We start from the raw sequence: 24,738 nt of genomic DNA, 5'->3' as shown, positions 1-24,738 counted from the left end.
CAAGGTTCGTGGCTTGGATAAGAAATCCCCTTAACCTGCTTCTATGGCGGCCGATTAGGGGGATTCTTTCGTTCAATCAAATTAAGAAATTAAGCCTGCTTCGCATAGGCCTCCGGGGTTTTCCCGACAGTAGCCTTGAAGTCTTTGATGAAATGGGATTGATCATAGTAGCCCAGCTTAAGCGAGAGCTCCAGCAGATCCGGCTGCTGCCCCCGGTCCATGGCTTCGGCCGCATTTTGAAGCCGGTACAGCTTGATGACGGTTTTGGGGCTGAGACCGACGTATTGCTCGAACAGACGCTGCAGCTTTCTTTTGTTCATAGCGAAGCATTCCGAGACCTGCTCTACCTTGGTGATCTCACGCTCCAGCGCAATCCGGTCAACAATCTGGTTGACCAGAACGACCTGTTCATCCTGCTCCGGCAGCTTCGGCCGAAGAAGGTCTTCCAAGAGCTCAACCATTCTTGTTTCATCGCTTTGGGACAGGAGCAGCTCTTCTGCCTCCCGGGCCTCGATCCCCAGCATGTCATGGACAGCTATAGGCTGCTGAAGGGCTTCGGACACCGGCTTCTTGATGAAGGGATAAAAGCCGCCGGGCTTGAATTTGGCTCCCACGACACAGCCTTTTCCTTGAAGCAGAATGGAGTAGGTTTGCTTCGCGGCTGCGTAGACGGCCGAACGGCCGGATTGGAAGAGCAGGTTCACGCAGGGATTCGGAACTACGCTCTGCAAATAGGGCTCCTGGCCGGTTAAATCCCAGCTGGCAATCCAGTAGTGCTTGACGAAAAAACCGATATCTTCCGAAGGCGTGTAACGGTTGAGAACATATTTTGCCTTGTCAAAATTCAGAATGCCCATGCTGGGCTTCGTTTCGTGCCTCTTCATGATACGCTCACTCCTGTTCACGTTATGCTGCGGATGGGCAGGCGGGCATGTCGCGTTTTTACAATACATGAATGCTTGGACAGGCTATAGTTATATTAAAGCATATTACTTCGTATAAAGGAGTGGGATGATGGAACTGAAATACGAATTTTATATCGGAGCTTCCCCTGAACAAGTGTGGGATATCCTTGTGACGCCGGAAGGAACGCGCAAAATATTTTTTGGCAGCGAGCTGCAATCGAGCTTTCAAGTCGGGGAGCCCTTTCAATATGTAGGTCCCGGCAATGATGGGGATGAAACCGTGCACGTGTATGGGACGATCCTCGCGTTTGAACCGAACCGCCTGTTCAGCGTCCTTGAGCATCCGGGGCCGTCCTATTATCCTAACCATGCTGAATTGGAATCGAGGATTACGATGACGCTCGAGACGGTCGGAGAATGCACCAAGCTGACGCTGGTGAACGATCAATGGAGCGAGAACCATCCGTCGTTGAAAAATACGTCCAGCAGCTGGTGGATGATCCTGAGCAACATCAAGACATTGGCTGAGACGGGGAAGACGCTGAATCTGGGCTGGTAGGTAAGGCGTCCTTAAGGACATTTGTCTGTTGAGAAACCTAGAAAGTATAGAAAAAAGGTGTAGGTTCCCCGGTGAGGTATCCCCTTCCGGCCGCTGTTGTTCTCGGAAAAATTTTGATTATATTCGCTTTTTACAGTGGGTATTTTCTGAGAACAAAGGCGGACGCTAACGCTCCTACAGGGGATACCCCACCTATACCTTTCCCCATTTTTCAGGACAAGCAGATTTCTCAACAGACTCCAGGCGTTCATAAGAACGCCTTTTTGTTGTTTAAAGAAGAGGTGAGCGGCGCTGCATCGTCGCTCATGTAGAAGGAAATGCTGTGGAATTAGCAGCGAGAAGAAGGTAAGACGCGTTAATGCGGTGAAGAACCTAACCACGATGAGAATAGGCCAGTATAGATTCGTCCCAGTGGTATTGTTTGTCGCTTTTTCGGACATTTCAGGATATTTCCGGTTTTGGGTGGCCAAACGCGGTTTTTCTCGAAAAAAACGGTTTGATATACTTAATAGAATAGACTAGAGAAACCATATCAAAACAGGGAGTGACACAGTTGAATCACGAGGAGCTGCTGGGACGTCGGAGCGAAATATTAAAACGCCATATTGGGAATTTGGTTCATAAGAGCAATCAGCATGGTTTGACCGAGCAAGAAACGATTTTTTTAAAGGATATCGTCAAGGAATTTCACCGGAATAAATATGAAATGAACGCCAGCCGGAAAAAGTAACCCTGATTTTCGATAAAGAGAGTCTGAACGCGATGAAGCGTCAGGCTCTTTTTTGCTATTATAGACTTTATAATTTCGGGGCTCCCCGCAAAGTACCTGAATCAGCTTCGAAGCCAAGGCCCCACTTTGTGGGGATATTTTACCATAATAGAGTTTATAAAACTCCGAGGTCATCGGATGTGAAAATTCTATTTGGCGATAAAACCTACCTCTAAACGCGGGCGCACGTCTTTGAAATGCCTCGATAGAGGTTTTTTCATGGAAATATATCCAGTTCTACATCATTATTTTTAAAAAAAATATTTATTTTCTTCAATTGTATAAAGGATTGAATTATTTTGCCCGGTATAGGTCTGAAGACTTATATGCGCAATGCCAGCGGCTGCCGGTCGTAACAACTAAAACTGTTTCAAAAATAAAATGAATGAATAAAAAAATACCGCTCCTTTACCGGTTTGTAGAAACCAATAAGTGAGCGGTATTTGTTGGTTTGCTGTTGAACTATCGCGATGAGCTCGCGATTCGTCGATTTTACTTTACAAATGTTGAGTAGGTACGCTTTCTTCGTGCTATTTAATTTAAATTAATATAATAGCTGGTCGTTGAAGAACTGGCAACAAACTGAACGTACCCTGAACCAATATTATTAAAGTTTGCATCATATGCGGTAACTGCAACCCTATAAGTTTTCCCGGGTACAAATCCGGTAATATTTCTACTAGTCGCAGTCTGAGTACCAAATTCAATAGTATAATTATCAGTTAGATTAATAGCACTGAAGTCGTATCTATATAGATTAGGAACTGACCTCCAGGAAAAATTAATAGAAAATGCGGCTAGCTGAGCATTCGAAACTTGATTAGCAGCTACTACACTTGCAACGGTTGAAGAAGCAGCCTGATTATTATCTTGAGCGAAAGCTGGAACAGCAGAAGCAAATAAAAGACACGTTGCGAAAGTGGATGCGATCAGTTTTTTCATAGCTAAAACACTCCTCTTTACTAATTTTTTTTCGTCTCACAAAACTACCAAATTGAGGGATTAATTTTGATAATCATTCCTTCAATGTTAATATTTGCTAGAGACATATACAATATAACATAATATACAAATATTACAAGTATAATTATGGTAATAGTACACAATCACCTTTCGTGTGAATAAGCAACTTCTTCGCTTATTGACAAATTTACACATATCTTATCCATAGACGATGAAATCATAATTTCCTAAACAATAGAAAAAGAACCGCGCAGATGCCTATTCTGCGCGGTTCTTTTTCTATTCCGGAGACTTGTCCTGAGACGTCCGATCTCATCTCCGCTGGACACCTCCACCGCTGCAGAGAAATTCCCGCCCTCAACCCGTCGCATATTGTGCTTCAGCTGCTTTAAAGGCCTGGTTATCGCTCTGGACATTCGCACCGACAGCACGGCGATCAATACCGTAGCCAAGGCGACGATGATGTATAGCGCGAGACGAACGTTTTGAATCCCTCAGGACTTCTCGGTAAAAGGCACGACGCCGATAATTTTCCAGCCGGTAGCCCGCGAAGTATAGAAGCTGACCATCGTTTCAACGCCTTCATAAGGCAAGATCAGATGTCCGCTCTCCTGCTTGAGGCTGTCCGCGCAGATTTGGGGGTTACCTTAAAGTCACTGAATCAGCTTTGAAGCCAAGTCTCTATTGTGGGGTTAGTTCTGTTTTTGGAGAGGCCATGAACGGGCATGCCACCTGCTCTAGTCCTACCAAACTGCATAAAATAGGCAGCCTATTCGCAAACTAGATGTCGGATAGTTTTTACAAAAAATGCAAAATTAGCAGAAGGTTTGCCGCAAAAATTGACATCTAGGCATAACTAGAGGAGGAAACAGGATGACCTGGCTAGTGGAAGCTTTGCCTTTCATTTGGATAGCGCTCGGCGTCGTCATGATGCTGGTTCTGAATATTACGTTCAAGCTCAACAGCGTGCTGGCACTGCTCATCGTATCGGTGATCGTCGGCATACTGGAAGGGGAGCCTTTAGACAAGCTGGTGCTGTCCATCCAGAAGGAAGCACCTTGGGAAGCTTGGCCCTCATCATCGGCTTCGGGGTCGTTATCGGGAAGCTGATGGTCGATTCAGGAGCCGCCCAGCGGGTAGCTACGACCATCCTGAATAAATTCGGCAAGAAAAATGTGCAGTGGGCGATCATGCTGTCCGGCCTCATCTTTGGGGTGTCGATGTTCTATGAGGTGGCTTTCGTTATTCTGGCTCCGCTGGTCGTTAGCATTGCGATTGAAGCGGAGGTCGCCTTTCTTCCTCTCGGTATGACGATGGTAGCGGCGGCCACCACGGCGCACAGCTTATTCCCGCCGCAGCCGGGGCCAACAGCACTTGTATCCGCCTATCATGCGGACATGGGGTTGGTCTACATTTACGGCATCATCGTGGCCATTCCGACGATTATCTGTTCAGGCATTCTTTTGCCGAAGCTGCTGCGAAATCTGGACAAGCCGGCGCCTCCCATGCTGCAAAAGCCTAGAGTGTTCACCGAACAGGAAATGCCCGGCTTCGGAATCAGCTTGTTCGTGCCGCTCATTCCGGCCATCATTATAACTGCTGCGACCCTGCTCAAGCTGTTTCTGGATCCCAAGAGCGAGGCTTTTCTTATCATCAACTTCCTGGGAAGCGCGGTCATCAGCATGCTCATCGCCGTCATTGTCGGGATCTTCGCCTTCGGACTAAATCGAGGCAAAAAGATGCCGGAGATTATGGTCTCATTCGCCGATGCCATCGGGTCTGTTGCCATGATCATCTTCATCATCGGTTCCGGCGGCGCATTCAAGCAGGTCATTTCCGATTCGGGCGTGGGCAATTACATTGCGGCCTTGATGCAGAACTCGGTCATTTCGCCCTTTATTATGGCGTGGATCATCACGGTCATTCTGAGGCTAGCTACCGGAGCGGGGACGGTCTCGGCTATTACGGCGGCAGGCATTGTGGGGCCGCTCGTCCCTACGTTCCATGTGGACCCTGCGCTGATGGTGCTTGCGACCGCTTCCGCCAGCAATACAATTACGCATGTGAACGATGCCGCGTTCTGGCTGTTCAAGGAATATTTCCATTTGTCGATTAAAGATACGTTCAAGACATGGGGCTTGCTTGAGCTGACGAACTCGGTTGTCGGCTTGCTTATCGTGTTGTTTTTGAGCTTGTTTATCCATTGAGCAAAAAGAAGGGAAGCTTCTAGGCAGCTTCCTTGTGTTGAAAAACCTATGGAGCTTGAATTATTGATTGTATACTCCGGTGGGGTATACCCCTCCAGCCGCTGTTGAAACCCGTGAAATGTGATTAGATTTAGCGGTATTTTCACGGGTTTCAAAGGCGGACGTAAACTCTTCCGAGGCATACCCCACCTCCTTGTTTAGCATAATTCACGTAAAAACAAGGTCTTTCAACAACCAGGGAAGCTTCTAGACAGCTTCCCTATTTGACCGTTAATCGCTCAAAACCGTAAACTCGGAAATCTCCTGCAAGATCCGCTCGCGAATGCGGTTCACAACCCGGAAATCCATAGCCTGCACATAGATCCGCTCCAGCTCGTCATGAAGAGCTTTGGCTTCAGCCAAATGCTGCGTGGACTGCTTCATTTGAGCGGTATACCGCTGTTTGATGCTGCCCAGCACTTCAGCGTTAGCCTCGTCCGTCCCCGGCTGGATGCAGCGGAGGTACATATCGATGATATCGTCCCCGGCGCGGTCAGGGAAATACTCATGCGGAGCCGTACTATCAAAAACAGCGAAACCAAGCTCGCGGACAATGATCATGTCGAGGCTGTTCGGATCGAAGCCGCAGTGATAGATTTCAATGTCGAAGCCGCGATCGATGGCTGCAGCCGCGAGCTTTTTCAGCATGGTGGATTTGCCGGAGCCAGGACGTCCCTTGAGGAAAAAGCGTCGTGGCAGCCCTTCCGTCAAATTAGGGACGAAGTCGACGGCTCCTGCTGGGGTAGCGGCTCCCAGAAACCGGTGATCCACACGGCTTTCCTTCTCCAGCTTACGGTCACCGAATAAAATATCCTTATATTCCTCTGTCAGCTCATCGGCTGCGGCAAAATCCATCGTATCAATATACACCGCTTCCCACTCATCATGAATCCGCAGAGCTTCAGCGAATCCGGCATAAGCGCACTCATAAGCTTGCTTGATTTGACCGTTCAAGGCCGCGATCGTCTCTTGTTGTGCCCTCAGCTCAGCAGCATTCCAGGCTTCCCCCAGATTGACGTACTGCTCCACAGCACCCGGCAGCTTAGGCTCAATAACGTGAGGGGCGGTTCCATCGACAATGCCGATTTTGAGTCCCGGTACGATCAGCCCATCCAGGGAATCGCTGTCCGAAGCACAGTGGATCAGGTGAATGTCGTGCCCGTTATTAACCAGGTGATCGCCGATGAAGCGAATCAAGCTCGACTTCCCGGTTCCCGGTCCTCCTTTTAAAATATAAATCCGGTCTAGTCCTTGCAATGAGGAGTCAAATAGACTCGAGAAGCCGCGGGCCGTATTGCCGCCTGCAAAAAAGTGTTGGATAGTCCCTTTCATTACCGACACACCTTTCTAGGCTAATGTCTTTGGTTGCCTAATTCATCGTATTAGGGAGGGGATAAAAAGGTGCGGCTAATTTGCGTTAGTCACAAAATAAGGAGACGGTGGATTCTTTTCCTAACCATAATTGCTATAATGATCTAAAATGCTGCTGTCATGGGTGGAGGAAAGGGAGAGACGACGCATGAAAAAAATTAACAAGCTCAGGATGCATGAAATGGTCGCCGATGAGCTCAAAACGTTCATCAGGGAGCGGGGCTTGAAGCAGGGAGACAAGCTTCCTTCGGCTGAGGCCATCATGAAGCTTTTGGGAGTCGGACGCTCTTCCCTGCGGGAAGCACTCCGTTATTTGGAAGCGACCGATGTGGTCGAGGTGGTGAACGGCAAAGGAATCTACGTGAAGGATACCGCCCACTATCAAATGTCCGCCAAAATTCAAATCGAGGACGAGAAATCCGCTTTGCTGCAGCTGATGGAGGTACGCCGGGCGTTAGAGGTGCTTGCAGTCCAACTGGCGGCTCAGCGCGCGACGCAAGAGCAAATCGAGGAAATGCAGGATTACTTGTACGAAATCGAAGTGACGGAAGGGCCGGGAAGCTCGGCGGCAGATATGAAGTTTCACCAGGCGATCTATAAAGCTGCGGGCAATCCCATTTTGCAAAGTCTGGTCGAGTCCGTATGGGAGCTGTTCTCGGTGTTCTGGAATGCGCCACTGGGACGGCAGGAAATATTCAACGACAGCTTTCCGTTCCATCAGACTTTATTCGACGCTATTGTTGAACGGAATCCGACAAAGGCATGTGAGGAGCTTCATAAACTGATGGACAGCATGGAACAGTCGATCCACGGTGTATAATACATGTTACTTTAAGTTACATCATTATTCTGCATAATTCGATAAACCGCTTCCAATGCATAAAAATGAGTTAGGAAACATAACAAAATGCTATTGACTTCGTCCCACCCCCATATTATGATTTGGTTAATTAGCTGGCCTTAACCTGTCATACAGGTAGATAGGTTAATGGAGACTGGAATACGATCATTTGGAAACCTCAACATCTCTGAAGCCTGAGGTAACGAGCTGCAAGCTTGCTATCTGACAGGTATACAGGTCATCTCATGGGAAAGTGCTTCCGTAACAATTCAGCGGGGGACTATATCAGACTCAGGTCTTGTATAGCAAAAGCAAATAAACCAGTGGAGGTTGGTTGTTGTGAAGGGGACAAAACGATGGTTAGCCGTTTCACTGATTCCAGTATTGGCGGCCGGGGCCCTGAGCGGGTGCTCCAGCGGCGAAACGAAGGGATCGACGGATGGGGGCGGAGGCTCCGGAACCGTCACATTGAAGATGATTGAAAGCTTAACCAGTCCGGCTCGAACGGATGTCATCAAGAAAATGATCGCCAGCTTCGAATCCGCAAACCCCAACATCAAGGTCGAGCTCATCTCGCCTCCGCTAGAAAGCGCAGATAACAAAATCTCCACGATGCTTGCCGCCAAAGAAGATCTCGACGTACTGGAAGTACGGGACGTCACCGTGAAGCAGTTCGTCACCAACAAATGGATTGCCGATTTAACCTCTTATACCTCCTCTTGGAGCAGCTACAAGGACCTCAACGCCAACTCACTCGCCATGGCAAACTACATTGACCAGAAGCCCTATTACATACCCTATGGACTGTATCAAAAAATGCTGTTTTACCGAAAAGACTGGTTCGATCAAAAGGGTCTGACCCCTCCGAAAACGTGGGACGACTTGAATAAAGCGGCCAAGGCGTTGACCGATCCGGCGAACAATCGCTTCGGCTATTCGTTCCGTGGAGGGTCCGGTGCGGACGGCTATATTGTCGATCTGCTGCGCGATTACAATGGAAAGAACGTCAATACGGACGATGCGATGTTCCTGAAGAGCGGGGCCACCATCTTCAGCACGCCGGAGGCCAAGCAGGGGATGCAGCTGTACGTAAGCCTGTATAAGGAAGGCTCGCCGAAGGATTCCGTCAACTGGGCGTTTGCCGAGCAGGTGCAGGGCTTTGTGTCCGGAGCTACCGCGATGCTGATTCAGGACCCGGACACGATTGATCCGGTGAAGCAAAAGCTGAAGGAAGGCACATGGGCAACCGCACCGATGCCGACAGGTCCGACCGGGGCATCCCACTACAAGGTAGGGGCCGCAGGCTGGGGTGTCACCTCTTATTCCAAGCATCCTAAGGAAGCGTGGAAGCTCATCGAATTCATCTCCAGTCCGGAGCAAAACGCTGTCTTCACCAAGGTCGCGGGGGTTATCCCGATACATAACAGCGCCTCCGTCGATAAATATTTCAAGGAAGGCGCCTACAAGCCTTATATCGATATGGCGAACGATACCGCCCACTACATCCCATACAAGCCGGAGACGGATTACAAGGGCTTCGGTGAATGGCGTAAAATCGTCCAGCAGGACGCGCAGGCGGTCCTGCTCGGACAGATGTCGATCGATGACGCTCTGAAAAAATGGGACGCTTACTGGATTAACGAGAAGAAGCAGGGGAAATAAGACGCATGATCCACCGGCGGGCAGACCTCGTGCTGCCCGTCACCTCTATCATGGGAGGGACCTCGGATGAAACAACGCAATGCGCAGCCGTTACGGGAGGGAGGCAGACCGTTTCGGCTGAACCGTATGCAGACCTTTATTTTCTTATGCCTGCTTCCCGCCTTGCTCCTCGTCTTCGGCTTCACCTACTTTCCTATCCTGAAGGGCATCAGCGTAGCCTTTCAAAATTATTCGCTCTTCAACCTGACCGATGTCCATTATGTCGGGTTCAAAAATTTTGAAACCGTGCTAAGTAATGTCCAGTTCAAAACCATCCTGAAAAATACCGCTTTATGGGTTGTTATATCGCTTATCCTGCAGTTTCTGATCGGCTTCATGCTGGCGCTGTTGATGCGCAGAAGCTTTCCGGGACGCGGAGTTTATCAAGGGTTTGTTTTTTATTCCTGGGCGTTATCCGGCTTCCTGATCGGCATTATATGGCGGTGGCTGTTTAACGGACAAATTGGCGTCATTAACGACCTTTTGCTGAAGCTTGGATTGATTACAGAGCGAATCGGATTTCTGTCCGACCCGAAATGGGCGATGTTCTCCGTTATTGTAGCGAACATTTGGTACGGGGTGGCGTTCTTCGCCATTATGCTGCTGGCAGCGCTGCAATCCGTGCCGTCCGAGCTGTACGAAGCGGCGGAGATGGATGGGGCGAGCGGCTTCCACCAGCTGTTCCAGGTCACGATTCCGTATATCATGCCTACGATTATTTCCACGACAGCGCTGCGCGTCATATGGATTTTCAATTTCCCCGACCTGATCTACGGGATGACCAACGGCGGCCCGGCGGGCTCCACTCATATTTTGACGACGTACATGCTGGATAAAATCGTCTTCTCGGGAGACTACGGACAAGCAAGCGCCATAGGCATCCTTTGTATCGCCATTCTAGTGTTGTTTACGACCTTTTATTTGTTCGCGACGAAAGCGGAAAAAGCGGGTGATTTCTAATGAACAAACGATTGTCATTACCCGGAAAAATAGGCAAAACCATCGTTCTTGCCGTCTATCTAGTGTTTATGGTGTTTCCGTTATATTGGATGGTCATTACGTCGCTAAAGCCCAGGAACGAGATATTTACGCTGCCGCTTCAGTACTGGCCAAGGCAAATTTCCTTCGAAAATTATGTGCAAATCTTCAAAATATCCAAATTCCACATCTATATCGGCAACAGTCTTGCCATTTCTCTTACTTCGGCGGCTATCGTCTTGGCAGTGACGATTTTGAGCGGCTATGTTCTGGCCCGGTTTACCTTCCGGGGGAGCCGGCAGCTGATGCTGGCTTTTTTCGTGACGCAGATGGTGCCGTTGTTTATCGGCTTTAGCACCTTGTATTGGATGATGTCGCGGATGGGGCTGTTGAACAAGCAGGGCGCCTTGATTCTCATGTATACGGTCGGGCTCGTCCCGTTTTGTACGATTATGCTGAGGGGCTTTTTTCAGCGCATTCCGGCAAGCCTGGAGGAGGCGGCTATGGTGGACGGCTGCTCCCGAATGAGCGCGCTGTTCCGCGTGATCGTTCCGATTATGATGCCGGGGATATCGGCTACGTTTATTTTTGCCTTCGTGCAGAACTGGAACGAGCTGTTCATGGCCATTATGTTTATCGATAAGGAAAGCTCCAAGACGCTGCCTGTCGCGATGAATTCGTTCATCACCAAGTTCGATATCGACTGGGGCTCGATGTCGGCTGCAACGGTGCTGTCCGTCATCCCGACGGTCATTCTGTTCGCGATATGCCAGCGCTTTATCGTCGAAGGGTTGACGCAGGGGGCGGTGAAGGGTTAGCCACAGCGGTGAAAACTATCTGAAGGGAGAATTCCCATTGGACTCTAAGCAGGGAAGAACGGACAACGGGAGTAACGGACCCCGGGGTATTATCGATCCGAGCACGCTTGTTGCTCATGACCCGCATGACGAGAAGCATCAGGGTGCGGTTGTCATGCCCATTTACCAGAACAGCCTGTTCACCTTCTCCACTTATGAGGAATTCGATCAGGCCATGGCAGGGGATGAGGACATCCCTGTCTATTCACGAGGTCATAATCCGACCGTGCAGCAGCTAGAGAGGCGTTTGGCCGCTCTTCAGGGCGGGGAGAAGGCCCGATGCTTCGCATCGGGAATGGCGGCGATTTCGACGGCGATCCTATCCCAGGTCCGGTCCGGCGACCATGTCCTCTGCGTAGACCAAGCCTATGGGCCGACACGCGAGCTGCTGAGCGTATTTCTTACGCAGTATGGCGTAGAGACGACCTTTGTCGACGGGACGTCTATGGAGGCATTTCATGCTGCGGTACGATCCAATACGCGGGTGATGTATTTGGAGAGCCCGACGACGCAGACGTTCCGGCTCCAGGACCTGCGCGCTTGCGCAGAGCTTGCTCGCAGCATTGGAGCAGTCACGATCATCGATAATACATGGGCGACGCCATGCTTTCAAAATCCGTTCGAATTCGGCATCGACCTCGTCCTGCATTCCATCAGCAAATATATCGGCGGTCACAGCGATATTATCGGCGGCGTACTGATCGGGAGCGAGGCCATGCTCCGTCGGATCAATCGCAGCGAATATCTGCTGCTCGGAGGCATCATGACGCCACATTCGGCGTCCTTGACCATGCGGGGCTTGCGGACGCTGCCTCTGCGTATGGAGAAGCTGGAGCAGAATGGGCTCACGGTAGCACGGCATCTTGAACAGCTGCCCTTCGTAAGGAAGGTCAACCACCCGGGACTCACGTCACACCCGCAGCACGAGCTAGCGAAGAGGCAGATGCGCGGCTTCAGCAGCCTGTTCTCCTTCGAGACCGACCTGCCGCCGGAAGAAATGAAGGCTTGGGCCGGGAGGCTTACCTATTTCCGGATCGGCGTCAGCTGGGGCGGGTATGAGAGCCTGGTTACCGTAGGGCGATCCGTTCCGGGCCGCGGGTCTATCCAAGGCTCGATCGTTCGGCTGTATATCGGCCTGGAGCATCCGCAGGTGCTTATTGAGGATATCGGGCAGGCGAGTCAGGGGTTGGGCGGGGGATAGGGAAAAGGAGCTTTGTCATCTAAAATAGATGGCAAAGCCCTTTTTCTTTTCTAATTGATATGCAGTTATTGTAATAGAATCACGTTTACATGTTCGAAGATTAGGCCGGTGCTTTTTCGTATTCCCTCCCTCTCTTTCTCTCTACGATAATCATCAAATGACAAAAATCGACCAAATGATAGTAATTCCGCTATGAATCTATTAAAATGAATTTGCTTATTAGGGAATTCCCCCCATGGAATACAAATCATACGTCGATGATAATAGGAGAGAGAAGGCTTGAAGACAGAGAGAAAGTCAGGCACCATGCGTAAAATGGCAGCGGCCGTATTGGGGATCAGCCTTATGTTGGGCGGCATAGGTGGTGCTGCAGCTGCGGCTTCAGATTCGCCTCCGGCGAACAAAGAAATAGTGTACCCTTATCAGGAGTACACATACGAATTAATGTCCGAGCAGATCGACAAGCTGGCAGCCGCTTATCCCGGATTAATCGAAGTCAGATCGATAGGGACGACTGATTTTGGACGCGACATTAAGGCGGTTAAATTGGGGAAAGGAGAGGCTTCCGTCCTGATGGACGGGTCTCAGCATGCCAGGGAATGGATGGGCACCAACCTCATCCTTTATATGATTGACCGCTACGCTTACGCCTATGAGAATAATATGAAGTACAATCAGTATGTGGTCCGCGAATTGCTGGATCACTGCTCGATCTGGTTCGTTCCGATGGTCAATCCGGACGGCGTCACTCTTCAGCAGAAAGGGATGGGTGCTTTTCCCGAATATTATCATGACTATCTGCTCAGCATGAACGGCGGCAGCGATAACTTCAAACGCTGGAAGGCCAACGCAAGCGGAATCGACATTAATCGGCAGTATCCTGCGATGTGGACCGGTATTGTCAATTCTCCTAACTATCCGATGTTCAAAAATTATAAAGGCTCTGAGCCCGCGGAAACGGCGGAAGCGACGAGCATGATTCATTTTACATACCAGATCGACCCGGAAATCGCCTTTTCCTACCACACCTCCGGTGAAGTGCTGTATTGGTACTTCAATACTCCACCCGAGCACATGGCCCGGGACAAGAAGATGGCGGATAGCATAAGCGCTATGACGGGCTACAGTCAGGTCAAGCCGGTCAAGGACCCTTCCGGCGGCGGCTTCACCGATTGGTTTATTGCGCAGTTCGGACGTCCCGGCTTTACGGTCGAGCTGGGTCCTTACCAGGAAGAGACCGAGCTGCCGCTTTGGACCTTCACCGATATTTGGAACGAAAATCAGGAAATCGGGCTGTATCTGGCCTCCGAAGGATACAAGCTGTGGCGGGAGCGCTATCCGATAGAAACGATCGACGAAAACCTGCAGCTGCTGGAACCGGCACAGCTCTATAATCGTCCTAATGAGTCATTTCCGGTTGGCGGCGAGCTGGGCAAAGTGAAAGTGAAGGCGGAAGCCCGCCTTGGGGATTGGTACCGTGTCCCTACCTGGCTGGGTCCGAGATGGATTCATTTGAACCAGACTCCTATTATTAAAGGAGCTAGCGAGAAAACGGAAGAGCGTATACACTTAAATAGTCCGGCTGCCGTGTACAAATACCCTGGTCAAGACAATGCTGCAGTGCTTGGTGAATTGAATCCGCAGGAAGTGCAAGCTCTGGAGCGTTGGAAGGATTGGCTAATGATTCGAACCTGGCTGGGGGACGGATGGATTCGGGTACAAAAGTAATTGAATCGATAGATACAAAGCAAATCGAGCATTAAGTAGGGGTGGGAAGGCATGTCATTCGCAATTCGCGGCAAAATCGGTTGTATCGTTCTGGCTAAGATGCTTTTATGGAGTTGGGTGATGCCTGCATCGGCTGACGCCAAGACGCCTAATGAACAGGTGGTATGTCTGGACCCGGGGCATCAGCTGTATGGCAACAATGCTTTGGAGCAGGTAGCCCCCGATTCCAAGGAAATGAAAGCGAAGATGACCTCGGGAACGAGGGGGATCAAGACGAAGAAGCCGGAATACGTTCTGACGCTGGAGGCTTCGCTGCTGCTTAAGGACAAGCTGGAAAAGCTGGGTTACCCGGTCGTCATGACTCGGGAGACACATGATGTCGATATCTCCAATGTGGAGCGAGCACAGAAGTGCAATGAAGCGCAAGCGGATTTGGCTGTACGAATCCACGCCGACGGAGACAATTCCCCCAAAGCGCAGGGAATTTCTTTGCTATACCCGGCATCAGGCAGAGGGACGCAAGCTGTAACCGATCGGAGCAAGGACGCAGCAAGCATCATCCTGGGGGAGGCAGTAGCTTCAACAGGAGCCGTATCCAGAGGCGTTGTGCCGCGTTCGGATTTGACGGGCTTCAACTGGTCCACCGTGCCCTCCGTTCTTGTCGAGATGGGCTTTATGACCAATCCGGACGAAGATGAGAGGCTATCGGATGCCAACTATTTGAATCAGCTAACGGAAGGAATTGCGGCAGGAATTAATTTAGCCCTCGCTGTCAGGGCGGATGAGCCGGAAGTAGCAGGGCAGTCTCGCGTTTATTTGACGGCATCCAGCAATCCGTTATATGAATTGACGGACGGACGCATGGTCCGCGGCCAGATGGCGCTGTCACCCCAAACCGTGCAGGTCACCGCTGCTAAAGGCAGCTGGGGAAAAGTAACCACCTGGGCCGGTGAGAAGTGGGTGTATCTGGGACAGGCGGCCATTCCAGTTCAAGATGCTGACAAGCTGGCTGACGTAACGGAAGATACGCCGTTTTATCGAAGCCCTTCGGATTCGAATCCGGCGGGACGGTTATCTGCCCAGCAGATCCATGTGCTAGCCCAGTGGAACGAATGGTATTTGATCGATACCTGGATGGGCGGCATGTGGATACCGGCAGGGGGAACTATGAAGTAAGTACATAGGCAAACAAGGAGCCGCAATCGCGGCCCCAGGTTGTTGTGAAACCCTGTTTTCCATGAACATTGCTACATAGGGAGGTGGGGTATGCCTCGTAGGAGTTTACGTCCGCCTTTGAAATCCGTGAAAATACCGCTAAATATAATCCCATTTCACGGGTTTCAACAGCGGCTGGAGGGGCATACCCCACTGGAGTATATTGGCAATGCTTCAAGCAATATAGGTTTCCCGACAGACTCGAGCCGCAATCGCGGCTCTCTTTTTGCTTCAATCTGAAAAATGACTATTTACATCTGCCGAAAACTGTGATACCTTATATTTCGATACATATAGAAATAATGAAATGGCAAAGGTGAGATTACAATGGTCGAGGATAATGCAGAGGTACGGCAGGCCGTTAAAGTCTACAAGGCGCTTGGGGAGCCGACACGGCTCAAGATTGCATTGCTGCTGACAGAGGAAAGGAATCTGTGCTGCTCGGATATTATGAGCAAGCTGGAATCCGTAGCCGGCTCAACGCTGTCTCATCACCTGAAGCAGCTCACAGACTGCGGACTGCTGGATCTTCGCAAAGACGGTACCTACATCTATTACAGCGTGAACCGTGAAATCGCACAAAAATACGCGCCTTTTTTGCTGGAGTAATTTTTTTTAAGTATTATTTCCATATTTATAGAAATATAAAAATAAGAGTGGAGAGAGGAGCAATACAATGGGATCCTATCTTTGGAAAATTTATATGCTTGCGGCCGTCAGCTTCCTGGTCGGCACCTCGGAATTCATTATTGCCGGAATACTGGATAAGGTGGCTGCGGATATCGGGGTGCCTGTGTCCGCCGCAGGGCAGCTTATTACCGTATTTTCGCTTGCCTATGCGTTTGGGACACCGGTTTTAATGGCAGTAACCTCCCGCCTGGAACGGCGTAAGCTGCTGCTTTATTCGCTTGGCGTCTTCGTTCTCGGCAATGCCATCGCCGTGATATTACCCGGCTTCACATTCCTCGTCGCCTCAAGAATCGTTTTGGCTCTCAGTACCGGCGTATTCGTGGTAACCGCGTTGACGGTGGCCTCCAAGCTTGCACCCGCCGAGAAGCAGGGGAGCGCTATTGCCACACTCGTTATGGGCTTCTCCACCGCGCTGATTGTCGGTGTTCCAATCGGCAGAGTCGTGGCGTCCTTCTACGACTGGAGGATGGTGTTCGGAGGCATTGGTGTGCTCGCCTTGCTTGCTATGCTTGCCGTATCACTCACCATTCCCAAGTCGGAAGGCGAAGAGCCGGTGCCGATCGGCAAGCAGCTGGCCCTGTTGAGGGAGCCAAGAATTGCAGTAGCGCTGCTGATCACATTTTTCTGGATCGCCGGTTATGCGATTGCTTACACCTATATCTCTCCGTTCCTTCTCACGGTGACCGGCATGAGCGAGCAGGGCGTGAGCATCGGGTTATTCGCCTTTGGCATCGCCAGCTTGCTCGGCTCCAAATTCGGGGGCTACAGTACGGACAAATGGGGAGTCCCCCGTACGCTGATCGGAGGCATGCTGGTTCATGCGGCAGCGCTGGTTCTCATCTCCGTTGCAGGCCAATCCCAGGCTCTTATGCTCCCGCTGCTCGTGCTGTGGTCCTTCGCCGCCTGGTCTTCCGGGCCGACCCAGCAGTATAACCTGATTCAGCAGGCGCCGGAGGCATCGGGGATTATGCTCAGCTTGAACAGCTCCGTGCTGCAGCTGGCCATGGCGGCAGGCGCCGGAATCGGCGGGGTTGTCGTGGAGCAAGCCTCCCTTACGTCTATCAGCTGGATAGGGGCGGCCGGCGTGACGGTCGCAGCTGCCACAGCCGCAGCATCCTTAGGCCTATCGCGTTCAGAGGCGCGCAAGGCGGAGAAACGCAAGCTTCAGCAAATATAATATACCGGGACCGTCCGAAAGGGCGGTCTCGCTTTTTTTACCGCTAATGTGCCTTCAAATCCAGCTTAACCCAGGAGGACTGATGTGGTACGCTGAACATGATTTGGGTGTTCCCGGTTACCTTTTTCGTTCGGCTGCGTTGTTATGGATGTGAGAGGAGGAGCCATGATTGAAACAGCCTTTTGTCCTCATATATGACGGATGCTTTAACGATGTATACCGCTATGTCTACAGCAAGGTGGGCAATAAGTGGGATACCGACGACATAGTGAGCGAAATTTTTCGCAAAGCCTTTGAAAAGTATGAATCCTTGCAGGACCCTTCCAATGCCAGAGCATGGCTCTTCACCATCGCGCGCCATACGGTCATTGATTTTTACCGAAGAAGGAAGGATGTGCCGACGGGCGAGGAGATGGAGCGGGTGGCTTCCCAGGAATCATTCGCTGCTGAAGTTGAGCAGGAAGAGGAGCTGGATTGCTTGCAAAAAGTGCTGGCTTTTCTGCCGGAGGAGGATCGTGAGCTTGTAAAGCTCAAATATTTTGCAGGGCTTAAGCATCGTGAGATCGGGGAGGTCTTGAGCAAATCGGAAGAGGTTATTAAAATGCGCGCATTTCGCCTGCTCAAGAAAATGAGCATCCTTGTCAAAAACTGCCTGGAGGGTGTGAAAGCAAATGGATGACAGCCGGTTGGAACCGTCGCTGCAAGCTCTGAAGGACCGCATTCCGGTAAACGAGGATCTGAAGCAGCGGCTCAGACAGGAGTTCGTTAAGCCCGAAAGAAGAAGGTTCGGCCTTCGCCGGTGGGGAATTGCCGCGGCAGCGGCGGCAGTACTCATAGGCATCTGTACGTTTACGCTGCAGGGGCCCGAAGGGATCCGGAGCGTAGCTGCCCAATCGCTGCAGGTGCAGAATCAGATTTCGTTTGTCGATATCGGCTCGGGAAGCCCGCTCGACTTTACGGAGTACAAGGATACGGTGTACATTCCAATTGCGGGTAAAGGTCTTTTTGCCTACGACAGCCAAGGATTCCATCAGCTGCTTGCGCGGGAAGTGAGCAGCTCCAAGATCGATTCGAACGGCAAGCGCCTCATTATCGCTTCCGAGGGCGATTTGGCTATCTATGATTTGTCTACCGGACAGTACCGGGTGTTACTGAAGCAGGAGAACGACATTTATTACGAACAGCCCTCCTGGAAGGATGAACGCTCCGTCCTCTATGTGAAGAAGGTTACACAGCCGGGCCCGGAGCATGGCTTTATGGTCAAGGAATCCGGCATTTATGAACTGAATCTGGACACCATGCAGAGCAAAAAGCTGGGCGACGGATCAGCACCGTCTTATGCAAGCCAGGAACAGGCTATCGTATTTGAAAAAAGAGTGGGCGACGAGCCGCAAATCATCCGCAAAGAGCTGCAAGGCGGGCAGGAGACCGTTATTGATAACGGACGGTTCCCATCGGTGTCCCCAGGCGGAGAATACATTGCCTATGTGAAGACGGAGGAAACCAGCCGGGAGCTTCAGCCGGGTGCATCCGTCGAGGATCGTGTCGATCAGGTATGGATCGCCGATGTAAACGGTGCGACGAAGCGGTCGGTGACCAGTAATACGCCTAATGAAGCCGTGGATGAGCAGGAATGGGTCAGCTCGCTGCAGCCGGGAGGTATCCCTCAGGTGCTTGTTCATTCGGGTTTGTTCAGCTATTACAACCCGGTGTGGAGCAAGGAATCGGATAGTCTGTACGTTCTCAAGGGACGGAATGTGGAAGGACAAGGCATAAGCGTGATGCGCATCGATCTTTCTGCCGCTTCCTTGCAGACCGAGGAGGTCGTAAGAGCCTTTAATCAGGCGGCCATTCTCCGGGACGATGTATTTCTTCGCAGCCTGCTCGCCGGAAATCAGGAGTGGATGACGACCTCCAACCCTCATCAGATCAGCTTTTCGATCATAGGGACAGGGATGGAGAACCATCAACCGTATGTCGATGTGGAGGAAACGCGGGCTTATACGGCGAACCCGGATTACTCGGTAGGGTATTCCCGGTATTATATGGTCCGGTCGGACAAAGGCTACCTAATTGAAAGGGTAGGCAGCACGCCGGGAGGAGACGGCGTGCTCATAAGCGAGCAAAGGGATGGAGCGATTGCGGTGGAGAGGGCGAACGGGGAGCGGGAAGCGCTGCTCTCCAAAGCGGCGATTCCGCAGCAGCTGCGCCCGGCGGGAGACTTCCGCATTGCCTCGCTTGCCTATACGACGAAGCAGAAGCAGGTTGTGTTTACGATTCAAGCTCTGCAGGACCCTTCTCATAATCAGCAGGCTTCTGTGAAGGTTGTTCAATACGATATAGGCGAGAAGACGTTTAAGGAGCTGGCCCATATTCAAACGATAGCCGGTCTGGGCAACGTGGGCGTGGAGAGCATCATGGTCTCGCCGGATGGACGGTATGCGGCGCTGGATCTTTTTTCCGACGATGCTCCTCATCTCCGGTCCCATATCGTTCTGCTGGATATGGAAAAGAAGACGAGCATACCGCTTGAGGAGCGGATGGTCGATACGAGCGTGGAAGGAACCCATACGTACTATTGGGAAGGTGATAAGCTGCACTTTATGCTGACGAGCAGCGGACAGCAGCTCCATTATGTATGGAATGCCTCTTCAGGAACGATCGGACGGCCATAACAAACTACTGCGGCAAAGGGAGTCAGCCATGAATAATGGTTGGCTCCCTTTTGCCGGTTTAACGGCGGAATCTGCTCAAAATAAGGGATTACCGGCGGCCTGAGGGGGCTTTTTGGGCTTTGAGGCATTTCAGGCGGTACCGTTTGCCGTAGGCTCTTGCATAGGCTACGATTTTGCGGATCATGGACGTATCCGGTACTTTGGTGAACGGACAAGGATCGGGACGAGTGTTCACCTCCAAAATCCATGGATACCATCGGTGATCGATGGCGATATCAAGCCCGAGCTCTTTCATAGCGGGATAGGCACGGCTAAACTGGGCGGCGGTCAGATAAGCCAGACGGTCCATACCGGCAAGGATTCGAGCGGTCTGCTTCTTTCCGGCAGCCGGCACGAGCAGCGACCGCGGCATGAAAATCGTACCGCCTTGGCTGCCATTGCTGACGATTTTACGGGGGTGGGCGACCCTCGCAATGGTCCCGGTCCGTTCCCACTTGCCGGCCGGATTTTTTTGGATCACGACGCGAAAATCGTAAGGACGTCCACGGTATCTCAGCACGTGAATTCCTTTTTGAATCAGATAACTCCGCTTCCCTATGTGCTTGCTAAGCGACAGGTACATAGCTTGAAAGGTAGGGAAGGTGAAGGCCTGTACTCCTTTTTGATACCGATAGCCCTTCTTTAATTTGTCCACTCGCATCACCCCGATGCCCAAAGACCCTGACTCGGGCTTCACGTAGACCATTCGGTATCGATTGAGCATCTCATCCAGAAGCTTGCGCGACAATCGGCGAGTGACCGGGACATGACTTGCCAATCTCCGGTCTTGCAGCACGACCTGGGTTTTTTTCCATTTGCTGGATATGAACGTTATTTTGTTCAACGGTTGAACCCTCATTTCTGAGCTAATGTGGCTTGCGCTATATCATACGGTGGCGGATGTACAGAGGTGATTGCAGCCGGCTTTTCCGCATCGCAATGGGCTGATGGACGAACACGGGTTGCTAGGGGTGCATACAGTAAGTATGAATCTGGGGGCAATATTCTGTGAGGAAAGGGGAGGAGGCGGGTGTCAATCCCTGAAGAGCTTCGGCTGACTTTAGAGCTTATGAAACGGCAGTACCCTTGGTATGCCGCTGCAGCCGGAGAGAGGATGAACGCTGGCGAGTGGGAGGAGCTGCCGCTGGTTACGGCGGCGCTGCTGGAACAGTTCTACTACAACGATCAGAATCCGCTGTCCGAAAGGAGTGACTTGTACCGTTATCGAACGTCCGGAACCAGCTCCAATCGCCGTAAAACGATCTATTACTCCGAATCGGACGAAGAAGCTTATATGAAGATCAAGCTGGATGTTTTCCGCCAGTTGGTCGGATACGGCGGGTTCCGCAGAGCTTTGGCCGATATGGGTACGGGCCATGCGGAAGCGACTGCGGTGGATGTATTCCGCCGTCTCGGGATGGAAGCGGAATCCGTGTCGTTTCGTCTGCCGATAGAGGAGCACTTGGCGCGGCTAGAGCAATTTCAGCCTGAGGTGCTGTATACGATGCCCTCCATTCTGGAGCGCATTCTGCTTGCCTCGGACGATCCGAAGTCCTATGGAATCCGCCACGTCATTCTTGTAGGGGAGATGGCTTCGCCGGTGTGGACTCAGCGTGCAGCCGAACGATTGGGCTTGAATGTGCAGCAAATTACCGATACGTACGGTTCTATTGAGATAGGGACTATTGCGTACTTTTCTCATGAGCATGGAAGATATTTGTTCACGGAGGGTTTGCTCGCAGAGGGGGTTGCCGCCGAGGCTGTCGGGGATGGATTGGAGCCGTTGACAGAACCGGATGAGCAGGTGCTCGTGCTTACTTCGACCGTCAGGGAATCGTTTCCTGCCATAAGGTATGTGACGTATGATGTCGTACGCGATTTACGTCCCGTTCTGGTCGATGGCGTCCCGCGGCAAAGCTTTCAAAGTATAGTGAAGCGAATCGGGCCTGATTTAAAGCACGGAGAGAAAATTAGCATCTACGATATCGAAGATGTCGTTTTTCGCCGTCTGAGCACGGCCAGTGTACGCGTGAAAGTAACAGGGAACTCGCTTGCCGTCTATATATACAGCCCCCATGCGGAGGGGAGCGTTCTGGAGGGCATTCGGGCCGATCTGGAGAATCGCATTCCGGAAATTGGAGCTATGATTCGCGCGGGAATTTTGCAAGGTATCCAGGTCATAGGAGCGGACTTCGACGACTCGGATCATCGGGGCTCCGTCAAAAACAAAAAAATAAGCTATGAGATCGAGGGATGAAGATGGAGCTCGAAGGAGGCATAGCCGAAACAATCGGGGGCACCCCGCTCATCCAGCTGCGCCGGTTGTTCAGGGACGAATCGTTTTGCGTATTCGGGAAGATGGAGTGGATGAACCCGGCCGGGAGTGCCAAGGACAGACCGGCTCTATTCATGCTGCGCGAAGCCATCCGGCGGGGGGAGGTCACAAGCAGCAGTGTGGTGATCGAATCCAGCTCGGGCAATCTGGCGATCAGTCTGGCCCAATTGTGCTGTTATCTGGGGCTGCGCTTTATTAGCGTTGTCGATCCTCGTACCACGGAGCAGCATAAGCGGATGATTCGCGCTTTCCACGGAGAGATTGATTTGGTGTCCGAGCCGGATCAGGCAACCGGAGAATTTTTGCCCGCAAGGCTTCGCAGGGTGGGAGAATTGCTGAAGCAAATACCGAACAGCTACTGGACGAATCAGTACGGCAATCCGGACAATTACCTCGCGCATGCCGAAACGACGATGAAAGAAATAGGGGATCAATTAGGCCCTATCGATTATTTGTTTTGCGGCGTCAGCTCCTGCGGTACGATCCGGGGATGCATGGAATATATCCGCAGCCGCCAGTGGACGACGCGCATCATTGCGGTGGATGCGGCAGGCAGCATGATATTTGGCGGTCCCAAGGGTCCGCGTAAATTTCCCGGCCTCGGCTCAGGAATTACACCGGATTTGTATCGTCCCGATATGGCCGATCATGTAGTCTATGTATCGGATCAGGACTGCGTTAAGGGCTGCCGCGATCTGGTCCGTCAGGAGGCCATTCTGGCAGGAGCATCCTCCGGCGGCGTGATAGCCGCTATCCGCCAATGCAGAGGCATGATACCGGAGGGCTCGGTATGTGCTGCGATATTGCCGGATCGTGGCGAGAGATACTTGAACACGGTTTACAATGACGAGTGGATTCGAACGGAGCTGGGCCTTCATCCGGATTCTGTGTAGGAGGGACAATACATGCTGTATTTGCACGACGGCCACATCCGTGAGATAGGGGTCGACTGGGGTAAGCTGATTGGATTGATAGAGGAGGTCATCCGGTTAAAGGATGCCGACCGTACGTCACATCCGTTGAAGCCTTATCTGCGGTTCCCCGATGAGCCCGCAAACCGGATTATTGCGATGCCTGCTTATGTAGGCGGAAGCTTCGACATTGCCGGCATCAAATGGATTGCCAGCTTTCCGGGCAACCGTCTGCAAGGGCTTCCTCGTGCTCATAATACGATTCTGCTGAATGACAGCTCCACAGGCAAGCCGATTGCCTTTATCCATAGCGGCATGCTGAACGCGATTCGCACGGCGTCCGTCAGCGGGCTTATGCTTCGGGCTTACCTTGCAGCTCGAAGACAGGACTCGTTGCGGGTCGGCATTATCGGTTGGGGGCCTATCGGCCGGCTTCATTTGGAGATGGTTAAGCAGGTGGTTGGCGATAAGCTGGAGCGGGTCGCTTTATTTGATTTGAATGGAATCGACCCTAGCTCGGTGCCGGCAGATGTTCGGGAGATGACAGTCATTGCCGATGACTGGCGTACGGTATACCGCAGCTCGGATATATTCGCTACATGCACTGTAGCATCCGAGCGGTATATTGATGAGGCTCCGCCGCCCGGAGCGCTGCTGCTGAATATATCCCTGCGGGATTATCAGCCTGCCAGCGCAGCCCGGTTGAAAGCGATCGTCATTGACGATTGGAAGGAAGTATGCCGTGAGAACACCGATGTGGAGCAGCTTCATCTGCAATATCAATTGCAAGAATCCGATACGCGCTCGATAGCGGACGTGGTATGCCGGAATGCTTTATCTGAATATGATGCGGAGGAGCCGATCTATTTCAATCCGATGGGCTTAGCCGTATTTGATATTGCCATAGCCCAGTATTATGTGCGGGAGGCTGTCAGGTCCGGAATAGGGATACCCCTGGAGGAATGAATCAGCAAGAAGAACGATAGACGGAAGGTTGCCGTAACAAAGTATAGGGGCAGTAGCGGCGCATGCAAGCGCTTAGCTCGATCCTATACGGTTGCTGGCAACATTTTTTTTTACAACAAGAGGCAAATCGGTATATTATTAAGATAGTGTTATTTCTCTATTCCAATTCTAACTACTCCTATAGGATATTCAAATACGAAAGGAGGGGGCAGCATGTTCATATCTCGGCGGAGCCGCCAGTGGCTCATCCTGGTTTGGTTTGTCGTATGCTTCGTTCTGTTCCCATTAACCCCTCCCATCTCACAAAACCTGACATTCGAAGAAAACATGTTGAGCCAGTTCAACGAAACGCCTGCTTTCATGCGGGTCGTGCCCGAAGCCACCAAGATTTCGGTTCCCGTTCTGATTCCTCCGGTACCTTGGTTCGACAAAGAGCGTCCCGATCCATGCTACCTGCTATTGATAGTTACCTTTGTTATTTTCCTGCGATCCAAAATACCCAAAATACTTAAGAAGGCCGTGCTGGCCCCTCTGAAATATACCTCGGATTACGTGGGCATCGCTTATTCCAACCTAACCGCAAAGTAGGAATGAATAAGTGTAAGAAGAGG

Annotated in this window: 22 protein-coding genes and 1 pseudogene; 18 read left to right on the top strand and 5 right to left on the bottom strand. The window is 51.4% G+C overall.

The window, feature by feature from the left end; translation table 11 throughout:
- Positions 1 to 89 precede the first annotated feature (89 nt).
- Positions 90 to 884 (bottom strand): helix-turn-helix transcriptional regulator, encoded by a 795-nt coding sequence (locus tag GGC63_RS17520; RefSeq protein ID WP_192703375.1) that lies wholly within the window; start codon positions 882 to 884, stop codon positions 90 to 92.
- Positions 885 to 1,014: 130 nt separating this feature from the next.
- Here GGC63_RS17520 and GGC63_RS17515 point away from each other — a divergent pair, with 130 nt between their 5' ends.
- Positions 1,015 to 1,464: an SRPBCC family protein gene (locus tag GGC63_RS17515; RefSeq protein ID WP_079914742.1), complete on the top strand. Its 450-nt coding sequence runs from the start codon at positions 1,015 to 1,017 to the stop codon at positions 1,462 to 1,464.
- Positions 1,465 to 2,017: 553 nt separating this feature from the next.
- On the top strand, positions 2,018 to 2,194 hold the full coding sequence (locus GGC63_RS17510) for a hypothetical protein (protein ID WP_179136333.1): 177 nt from the start codon (positions 2,018 to 2,020) through the stop codon (positions 2,192 to 2,194).
- Between the two features lie 573 nt (positions 2,195 to 2,767).
- Here the strand turns inward: GGC63_RS17510 and GGC63_RS17505 are convergent.
- The gene (locus GGC63_RS17505) at positions 2,768 to 3,175 is read right to left on the bottom strand and encodes a hypothetical protein (protein ID WP_192703374.1); all 408 of its coding nucleotides are present in this window, start codon (positions 3,173 to 3,175) and stop codon (positions 2,768 to 2,770) included.
- Positions 3,176 to 3,423: 248 nt separating this feature from the next.
- On the bottom strand, positions 3,424 to 3,612 hold the full coding sequence (locus GGC63_RS35375; protein WP_225948305.1) for a HAMP domain-containing protein: 189 nt from the start codon (positions 3,610 to 3,612) through the stop codon (positions 3,424 to 3,426).
- Between the two features lie 457 nt (positions 3,613 to 4,069).
- On the opposite strand from GGC63_RS35375, the pseudogene GGC63_RS17495 reads away from it, so the two are divergent.
- Positions 4,070 to 5,403: pseudogene (locus tag GGC63_RS17495) on the top strand (gluconate:H+ symporter).
- Between the two features lie 270 nt (positions 5,404 to 5,673).
- Here the strand turns inward: GGC63_RS17495 and GGC63_RS17490 are convergent.
- Entirely contained in the window at positions 5,674 to 6,774 is a 1,101-nt protein-coding gene (locus tag GGC63_RS17490; RefSeq protein ID WP_192703372.1) for a PRK06851 family protein, read from the bottom strand.
- 187 nt (positions 6,775 to 6,961) lie between these two features.
- Here GGC63_RS17490 and GGC63_RS17485 point away from each other — a divergent pair, with 187 nt between their 5' ends.
- The 11 genes from GGC63_RS17485 to GGC63_RS17435 all read left to right on the top strand — a co-directional run bounded on the left by GGC63_RS17485 (position 6,962) and on the right by GGC63_RS17435 (position 19,876).
- Positions 6,962 to 7,633 (top strand): FadR/GntR family transcriptional regulator, encoded by a 672-nt coding sequence (locus GGC63_RS17485; protein ID WP_192703371.1) that lies wholly within the window; start codon positions 6,962 to 6,964, stop codon positions 7,631 to 7,633.
- Between the two features lie 360 nt (positions 7,634 to 7,993).
- Positions 7,994 to 9,316, top strand: coding sequence for an ABC transporter substrate-binding protein (locus tag GGC63_RS17480; protein ID WP_079913770.1), 1,323 nt, complete (start codon positions 7,994 to 7,996; stop codon positions 9,314 to 9,316).
- A 66-nt stretch (positions 9,317 to 9,382) separates the two neighbouring features.
- On the top strand, positions 9,383 to 10,315 hold the full coding sequence (locus GGC63_RS17475) for a carbohydrate ABC transporter permease (RefSeq protein ID WP_192703370.1): 933 nt from the start codon (positions 9,383 to 9,385) through the stop codon (positions 10,313 to 10,315).
- Entirely contained in the window at positions 10,315 to 11,151 is an 837-nt protein-coding gene (locus GGC63_RS17470; protein WP_192703369.1) for a carbohydrate ABC transporter permease, read from the top strand. The genes GGC63_RS17475 and GGC63_RS17470 overlap by 1 nt, the downstream gene beginning before the upstream one ends.
- 37 nt (positions 11,152 to 11,188) lie before the next feature.
- Positions 11,189 to 12,391 (top strand): trans-sulfuration enzyme family protein, encoded by a 1,203-nt coding sequence (locus tag GGC63_RS17465; RefSeq protein ID WP_225948287.1) that lies wholly within the window; start codon positions 11,189 to 11,191, stop codon positions 12,389 to 12,391.
- Between the two features lie 279 nt (positions 12,392 to 12,670).
- On the top strand, positions 12,671 to 14,119 hold the full coding sequence (locus GGC63_RS17460; RefSeq protein ID WP_225948286.1) for a M14 family zinc carboxypeptidase: 1,449 nt from the start codon (positions 12,671 to 12,673) through the stop codon (positions 14,117 to 14,119).
- A gap of 51 nt (positions 14,120 to 14,170) precedes the next feature.
- Positions 14,171 to 15,295 carry an N-acetylmuramoyl-L-alanine amidase gene (locus GGC63_RS17455; RefSeq protein WP_225948285.1) on the top strand — a complete coding sequence of 375 codons (1,125 nt, stop codon included), beginning with the start codon at positions 14,171 to 14,173 and terminating at the stop codon, positions 15,293 to 15,295.
- Positions 15,296 to 15,661: 366 nt separating this feature from the next.
- Positions 15,662 to 15,943 (top strand): ArsR/SmtB family transcription factor, encoded by a 282-nt coding sequence (locus GGC63_RS17450; protein ID WP_079913764.1) that lies wholly within the window; start codon positions 15,662 to 15,664, stop codon positions 15,941 to 15,943.
- A 67-nt stretch (positions 15,944 to 16,010) separates the two neighbouring features.
- On the top strand, positions 16,011 to 17,201 hold the full coding sequence (locus GGC63_RS17445; RefSeq protein ID WP_192703368.1) for an MFS transporter: 1,191 nt from the start codon (positions 16,011 to 16,013) through the stop codon (positions 17,199 to 17,201).
- Positions 17,202 to 17,370: 169 nt separating this feature from the next.
- The gene (locus tag GGC63_RS17440) at positions 17,371 to 17,880 is read left to right on the top strand and encodes an RNA polymerase sigma factor (protein ID WP_192703367.1); all 510 of its coding nucleotides are present in this window, start codon (positions 17,371 to 17,373) and stop codon (positions 17,878 to 17,880) included.
- Complete coding sequence (locus tag GGC63_RS17435) at positions 17,873 to 19,876, top strand: TolB family protein (protein ID WP_192703366.1); 2,004 nt, start codon at positions 17,873 to 17,875, stop codon at positions 19,874 to 19,876. The genes GGC63_RS17440 and GGC63_RS17435 overlap by 8 nt, the downstream gene beginning before the upstream one ends.
- An 88-nt stretch (positions 19,877 to 19,964) precedes the next feature.
- Here the strand turns inward: GGC63_RS17435 and GGC63_RS17430 are convergent, their stop codons facing one another.
- Positions 19,965 to 20,759: a YheC/YheD family protein gene (locus GGC63_RS17430; protein WP_225948284.1), complete on the bottom strand. Its 795-nt coding sequence runs from the start codon at positions 20,757 to 20,759 to the stop codon at positions 19,965 to 19,967.
- A 186-nt stretch (positions 20,760 to 20,945) separates the two neighbouring features.
- On the opposite strand from GGC63_RS17430, the gene GGC63_RS17425 reads away from it, so the two are divergent.
- The 4 genes from GGC63_RS17425 to GGC63_RS17410 all read left to right on the top strand — a co-directional run bounded on the left by GGC63_RS17425 (position 20,946) and on the right by GGC63_RS17410 (position 24,715).
- The gene (locus tag GGC63_RS17425; protein WP_318781070.1) at positions 20,946 to 22,172 is read left to right on the top strand and encodes a CoF synthetase; all 1,227 of its coding nucleotides are present in this window, start codon (positions 20,946 to 20,948) and stop codon (positions 22,170 to 22,172) included.
- Entirely contained in the window at positions 22,169 to 23,143 is a 975-nt protein-coding gene (gene sbnA, locus GGC63_RS17420) for a 2,3-diaminopropionate biosynthesis protein SbnA (protein ID WP_225948283.1), read from the top strand. The genes GGC63_RS17425 and sbnA overlap by 4 nt, the downstream gene beginning before the upstream one ends.
- A gap of 12 nt (positions 23,144 to 23,155) precedes the next feature.
- Positions 23,156 to 24,127: a 2,3-diaminopropionate biosynthesis protein SbnB gene (locus GGC63_RS17415; RefSeq protein WP_192703364.1), complete on the top strand. Its 972-nt coding sequence runs from the start codon at positions 23,156 to 23,158 to the stop codon at positions 24,125 to 24,127.
- A 213-nt stretch (positions 24,128 to 24,340) separates the two neighbouring features.
- Positions 24,341 to 24,715: a hypothetical protein gene (locus tag GGC63_RS17410; protein ID WP_192703363.1), complete on the top strand. Its 375-nt coding sequence runs from the start codon at positions 24,341 to 24,343 to the stop codon at positions 24,713 to 24,715.
- Positions 24,716 to 24,738: the final 23 nt, after the last annotated feature.

Source organism: Paenibacillus sp. OAS669 (genome assembly GCF_014873645.1).
Taxonomy (GTDB): Bacteria; Bacillota; Bacilli; order Paenibacillales; family NBRC-103111; genus Paenibacillus_S; species Paenibacillus_S vulneris.
This window is presented reverse-complemented; position numbering and strand designations above follow the sequence as displayed.